The organism is Schleiferilactobacillus shenzhenensis LY-73, assembly GCF_000469325.1.
GTDB classification, from domain to species: domain Bacteria; phylum Bacillota; class Bacilli; order Lactobacillales; family Lactobacillaceae; genus Schleiferilactobacillus; species Schleiferilactobacillus shenzhenensis.
Map to the genome: position 1 here is coordinate 157,633 of NZ_KI271582.1, position 6,182 is coordinate 163,814.

At 56.7% G+C, this 6,182-nt stretch carries 6 protein-coding genes; all 6 read left to right on the top strand.

Features of this window, described 5'->3' with window-relative positions; genetic code table 11:
* Positions 1-35 precede the first annotated feature (35 nt).
* Entirely contained in the window at positions 36-479 is a 444-nt protein-coding gene (locus tag L248_RS00740; RefSeq protein ID WP_022528106.1) for a cell division protein SepF, read from the top strand.
* 24 nt (positions 480-503) lie between these two features.
* A complete protein-coding gene (locus L248_RS00745; RefSeq protein ID WP_051999810.1) occupies positions 504-797 on the top strand; it encodes a YggT family protein in 294 nt (97 codons plus the stop codon).
* A gap of 30 nt (positions 798-827) precedes the next feature.
* Positions 828-1,610, top strand: coding sequence for a YlmH family RNA-binding protein (locus L248_RS00750; protein ID WP_022528108.1), 783 nt, complete (start codon positions 828-830; stop codon positions 1,608-1,610).
* A 31-nt stretch (positions 1,611-1,641) separates the two neighbouring features.
* Complete coding sequence (locus L248_RS14990) at positions 1,642-2,592, top strand: DivIVA domain-containing protein (RefSeq protein ID WP_022528109.1); 951 nt, start codon at positions 1,642-1,644, stop codon at positions 2,590-2,592.
* A gap of 434 nt (positions 2,593-3,026) precedes the next feature.
* Positions 3,027-5,813, top strand: a complete 2,787-nt coding sequence (gene ileS, locus L248_RS00760) for an isoleucine--tRNA ligase (protein ID WP_040534155.1) — start codon at positions 3,027-3,029, stop codon at positions 5,811-5,813.
* Positions 5,814-5,833: 20 nt separating this feature from the next.
* Positions 5,834-6,058, top strand: coding sequence for a cold-shock protein (locus L248_RS00765; RefSeq protein WP_022528111.1), 225 nt, complete (start codon positions 5,834-5,836; stop codon positions 6,056-6,058).
* Positions 6,059-6,182 lie beyond the last annotated feature (124 nt).

Below are 6,182 nucleotides of genomic sequence, written 5' to 3' on the forward strand. Positions count from 1 at the left end.
CAGCAGCACAGCTTTCTTGAAAGGAGGAAGGCCCCATGGCTTTTGATAAATTGAATCGTTTCTTCGGGGTGGCGGAGGATGATTACGATACCCCGGCGGAAACCGATAAGCCGGCCCCGAATCATCCCACCGGGAGCAGCAGTGCGCCGGACGAACGGAATGTGATTGCGTTGAACGCCAAGCCTCAAACCGCCAGCCGCATCGTTTTGTTTGCCCCCCGGGTATATTCCGATACGAAGACGATTGGTAATCACTTGCTTAATAACCGCGCGGTGATCGTGAACTTCGATTCGGTGGATCCGTCTTCCGCCGCGCGCATCGTCGATTTCTTGACCGGGGTGGCGTTTGCCATCCACGGTGAGATCAAGCGGGTCGGGGACAAGATCTTCCTCGTGACCCCGCCCCGGTTTCAGGTGGACGGGGATATTGCCTCCCTGGTGGGCGGCAGCGATAGCGACTTTGACACGGACTACGACTAGACTTTCAGAAAGCAGGTGCTGCGCGTGGCCGAATTTATTGTGATTTTAGCCAAGATCATCGGGTATGGCATTCAGGCGTACGGGGCATTAATCATTATTTATGCGCTCTTAACCTGGATTCCCGCCGTTTTCAACACCTGGTTCGGGAACCTGATCGCCCGGGTGGTCGAACCGTATTTGAATTTCTTCAACCGGTTCATCCCGCCCTTGTTTGGAATCTCCATTGCCCCCTTAGTGGCGATTGGGGTTCTGGCACTGTTTGGGCAGGGCATTACGATTATCTTGCAATGGCTGCTGCGGTTGGCCAGCGGCTATTAGCAAGGCCACAAGAGGAGAGTAAAAGTCATCATGGATGCGACTGTGTATCAGCATTTCCGTAAGGAAGAAGCCCCATTCATCGACAGCGTTGGCGATTGGATGGAACGGGCCAACGTGGAATACCGGCCGATTCTGACCGATTTCCTGGATCCCCGGCAGCAGTTCATTGTTGAGGAAATCGTCGGTCAGCACGACATCGTGCATTATTTCTTCAATGGCGGTTACGAAGCGGCCGAGCGGCGCCGGGGGATCATCGCCCCGGAATATTTCACGCCGGAACAGGATGACTTCGCCGTTCAGCTGTTCACGGTGAAGTATCCGCAGAAGTTTGCCACCTTGAGTCATTCTCAAATTTTGGGCACGCTGACGCACTCCGGTTTAAAGCGGGATGCTTTTGGCGATATTATGACCGACGGGGAGACCTGGCAGTTCTTCACCGAAACCAGCCTGGCAGATTATGTCCAAAATGAAATTACGAAAGTGGGCAAGATCAACGTTCAGCTGGTACCGGCGGATTATACGCAGCTGATTACGCCGAAGGACGCCTGGGCGCCGGAAACGGCCACCGTATCCTCATTGCGGCTGGACGCCCTGATCAGCGAAGTGTATGCCATGTCGCGGCAGCGGGCGAAGAGTTTGATCGAAGGCGACAAGGTCAAGGTCAACTGGGAGCCGTTCACCAAACCGGATTTTAATGTGGGGTTGATGGACGTCATTTCTGTTCGCGGGTTCGGGCGGATTCAGATCACCGCCTCAGCCGGGCAAACCAAAAAGGGTCGGATTAAACTGACCGTCAACGTACTGCGCAAGTAGCGCACATAATGGAATTGAAGAGGGGATAACCATGACACTGACGCCGTTGGACATTCATAATAAAAAATTTGATAAACGCTTGCGGGGCTATGATACCGATGAAGTCAACGCTTTTTTAGATGAGGTCATCAGCAGTTACCAGGACGTGCTGAAGCAAAATGCCGATTTGGAAAAACAGCTGCAGGATGCCAATGATAAGGTCCAGTATTTCACGGATTTGAAAGACGCGCTGAACCAGTCGATTATTGTTGCTCAGGATGCGGCAGATCGGGTCAAAAGCAATGCCCAGCGGGAAGCCAACATCATCCAAAGCGAAGCGGAGAAGCAGGCGCGGACGATGGTGGATGATTCCACCGACAAAGCCAACCATATTCTCCAAGAAGCATCAGAACGGGCCCGCCAGATCACCCAAGAGACGGGCGAGCTGAAGAAGCAGACCCGGATCTTCCGCCAACGTCTGCAAGTGATGCTGGAGTCGCAGTTGGAAATCGTCAAGAGCCCCGAGTGGCATGACCTGCTGGCGGATGATAACGGCCAAAATGGCCGGCACGCGCTGCCGGATGGCAGTCACCCTGCGGTTGACAATCCGCAACTGAATAGTTTAAACTTCGATGAGAGTCAGTCTGGCGGGCCTGATTACGGCATCCCCGCAGGCGCTCCTGACTACGGTTCCGGAGCAGCCCCGGTGGCGCCCCAAGATCCCCAGGGACCGCAGCAGGAGCCAGCTGCGGACGGCCAAGAGGGTACGCCCCAACCGGCGGCACCAGATGACGGGCCAGCGATTCCCAACCCGGATCCCGAAGCCCAGCCCCATCCGGCGGCGGGTGACGGCCCAAAAGAGACTACCGCTCCCGCACCCGGGCAGAACGGTTCGGGCGCCGACGGCCTCGATCCTGACTACTTCACCGCCAGCAGTCCCTACGACGGTCCAGTCATTGAGTTCCCCGACAACGGTGCGATTACCCATCAAGGGATCAAGTAATTCGTTTTTGTTAGTAAGATAGCAGATGTGAACCAGTACGCACGGAAGATCCTTGCAGCGAGCCGACACCAGGTGAAAGGTCGGCAGGCCCTCTTCCCAGCGCGATCAGTCACGGATATCGGGCGATGCCATTATCCATCAACCAGAGGGGAGCCAGCACTCCCGAAAATAGGTGGTACCACGAGATCTTCGTCCTAGACGTAGGTCTTTTTTTGTACAGAGGGCGGAGCCGAGCGGTTAGAAGCGTAGGGCTAAGGCTGAGCAAGGGAAAAACCCGGGCTTAGGTTTTGCCCTTGCTCAGCCTTAGCCCCTAGCTTCTGCTCGGCGCAGCCCGTTTATGGCCGCTGCCGCGCAGCGCGTTTATGGCGGACCCCGCCCAGTTTCAAGAGGCACCCCCTCAGCACCACGTACACATTCAGAAAGGACGCGACGAAATGCGGATCAAAGAAACATTGAACTTGGGCAAGACCAAATTCCCGATGCGCGGGAACTTGCCTGTCAGAGAAAAAGAATGGGAAAAAGGGTGGGAAGATAACCACCTGTATGAGCAGATTCAAAAGAAAAATGAGGGGAAGCCGACCTTTATCCTGCATGACGGCCCTCCCTTTGCCAACGGTGAGATCCACATGGGCCACGCGCTGAACAAGATCAGTAAGGACATCATCGTCCGCTTCAACGCCATGAACGGCAAACGGGCGCCTTACGTCCCCGGGTGGGATACCCATGGTCTGCCCATTGAGCAGCAGCTGACCAAGCAAGGCGTTGACCGCAAGACGATGGACCTCGCCGCCTACCGTGAACTGTGTGCCAAGTTTGCGACCAGCCAGATCGATCTGCAACGGGACGGCTTCAAGCGTCTCGGTGTCTTGGGCGACTGGGATCACCCCTACGTCACGCTGCACCCGGCCTATGAAGCAGAAGAGATTCGCGTCTTTGGCAAGATGTTTGAGAAGGGGCTCATTTACAAGGGGAAGAAACCTGTTTTCTGGTCCCCGTCTTCCGAGTCGACGTTGGCCGAAGCAGAAGTGGAATATCACGACGTGAAGTCGCCGTCAATTTTCGTGGCCTTTCCTGTCGTTGACGGCAAAGGCCTGCTGGACAAAGATACCAGTTTCATTATCTGGACCACGACCCCTTGGACCATGCCGGCGAACGAAGCCATCGCCGCCAACCCCCGGTTTGATTACGTCCAAGTGGATGCCGACGGGAAGAAATATGTCGTTGCCGCAGGTCGTCTGGACTACGTCAAAGAAACCCTGGGCTGGAAGACCGTTTCTGTCTTGAAGACCTTCAAGGGCACGGACTTGGAGTACATGACCGCCAAGCATCCGTTCTATGACCGGACGTCGCTGCTGATCCTGGGCAACCACGTCACCTTGGACGAAGGGACCGGGCTGGTTCATACCGCCCCGGGTCATGGGACGGACGACTTCAACGTCGGGATGAAGTACCACCTGCCGATTCTTTCGCCAGTGGACGCTCAAGGCCGGTATACCAAGGAAGCACCGGGCTTTGAGGGCATGTTCTACGACGATGCCAACAAGGTCATCACGGACAAGATGAAGGCCAACGGCACCTTACTCAAGCTCAGTTTCTTCACCCACAGTTATCCCCATGACTGGCGGACCAAGAAGCCCGTTATCTTCCGGGCGACCACCCAGTGGTTTGCGTCCATTGACCCGATTCGCCAGCAGATCCTGGACGAGATCGATAAGATTACCTATTTGCCGGACTGGGGCAAGACCCGGTTGTACAACATGATCAAGGACCGCGGCGACTGGGTCATCTCCCGTCAACGGGCGTGGGGCGTACCGCTGCCGATTTTCTATGCAGAAAACGGCGACCCGATCATTACCCCCGAGACCATCAAACACGTCGCGGATCTCTTCGGCAAGTACGGCTCCAACGTCTGGTTCAAGCGCGAGGCCAAGGACCTTCTGCCGGAGGGCTTCACTCATCCCAGTTCCCCGAACGGTAAATTCACCAAGGAAAAGGACATTATGGATGTCTGGTTCGACTCTGGCTCTTCCAGCCAGGCGGTTCTGAACCAGCGGCCGGAGCTGTCCTACCCGGCGGACTTGTACTTAGAGGGATCCGATCAGTACCGCGGCTGGTTCAACGCCAGCATCATCATTGCCGTTGCCGTCACGGGCCACGCGCCGTACCGTCAGCTGGTATCCCAGGGCTTTGTCATGGACGACAAAGGGCACAAGATGAGCAAGTCCGCGGGTAACGGCATTTCGCCCACCGATGTGGCCAACAAGATGGGGGCTGACATTATCCGGCTCTGGGTCGCTTCTGTGGATGCCAGTGCCGACGTCCCGGTGTCCATGGGCATTCTCCAGCAGACTGCCGAGAGTTACCGGAAGATCCGTAACACGATGCGGTTCATGCTGGCCAATACGACCGACTTTGACCCGAAGAAGAACACGCTGCCCTTCGGTGAACTCGGTACTGTGGACCAGTACCTGATGCTGCGGCTGAATGAGGTCGTACGCGCCTCATTGGATGCTTACAAGGCGTATGACTTTGCCAAGGTGTTCAAGACGATCAACGCCTTTCTCACCAACGAATTGTCAGCCTTCTACTTGGACTTCGCCAAAGACGTGGTCTATATCGAAGCAGCCGACGCGCCGCAGCGGCGGGCGATGCAGACGGTGATGTACGCCGCCTTAAGCGCCTTGACCCGGTTGTTGACACCGATCCTGCCCTACACGATGGAGGAAGTCTGGACCTTCTTGAAGGAGGATACAGACTATGCCGCGTTGGCGGACATGCCGGTCGTTCAGCAGTATCCGGACAGCACCGAGACGCTGGCGCAATGGGACGAGTTTATGCACTTCCGCAACGAAGTCCTGAAGTCTCTAGAAGAAGCGCGTAACGCCAAGACGATCGGCAAGTCCTTCGAAGCGGCCGTGACGGTCTATCCCAACGCTCACCTGGCGAAGCTGCTGGGCGACTTGAACACCAACGTCCGCCAGCTGCTGATCGTTTCTAAACTGACCGTTGAGTCGCCGGAAGCCCAGCGGCCGGCGGATGCCGACAGTTATGAGGATGCGGCCATCGTGGTCACCCACGCACCGGGCGACGTCTGCCCGCGGTGCCGGATGACCCGGGAAGATATCGGCGTGGATCCGGACTATCCGGAACTCTGCGGCCGTTGTGCGAAGATTGTCGCAGCCGCCTTCCCGGAGACGAAGAAGACCGGTCTGGAAGCGTAATGAGAAAGCAGGGGACAACCATGTTGTACGGCACCGTTAAGAGCTTCGACGAGCACCACGGCTTCGGCTTCATCACTTCACCGACCGAGGGCGACATCTTCGTCCACTTCACCGGCATCGTGGATGCGGGGTACAAGACCTTGCACAAGGGTCAGAAAGTACAGTTCGTGGTGGTCGAGGGTAAAAACGGCCCGCAGGCTGCGGAAGTGTCCGTTGTACCGGAGGATGGAGAACAGGCGGAGTAGGGTTTCTCGCTGGACCCGGGTGACTCCGGGCTCCGCAGATTGGGGCTGGACGCTGTGGACACATTACCCGGACGCCGTGCCAAAGCTCCGCAAGCTCCGGCAAAACGGGCTGGAACGTGGTGGG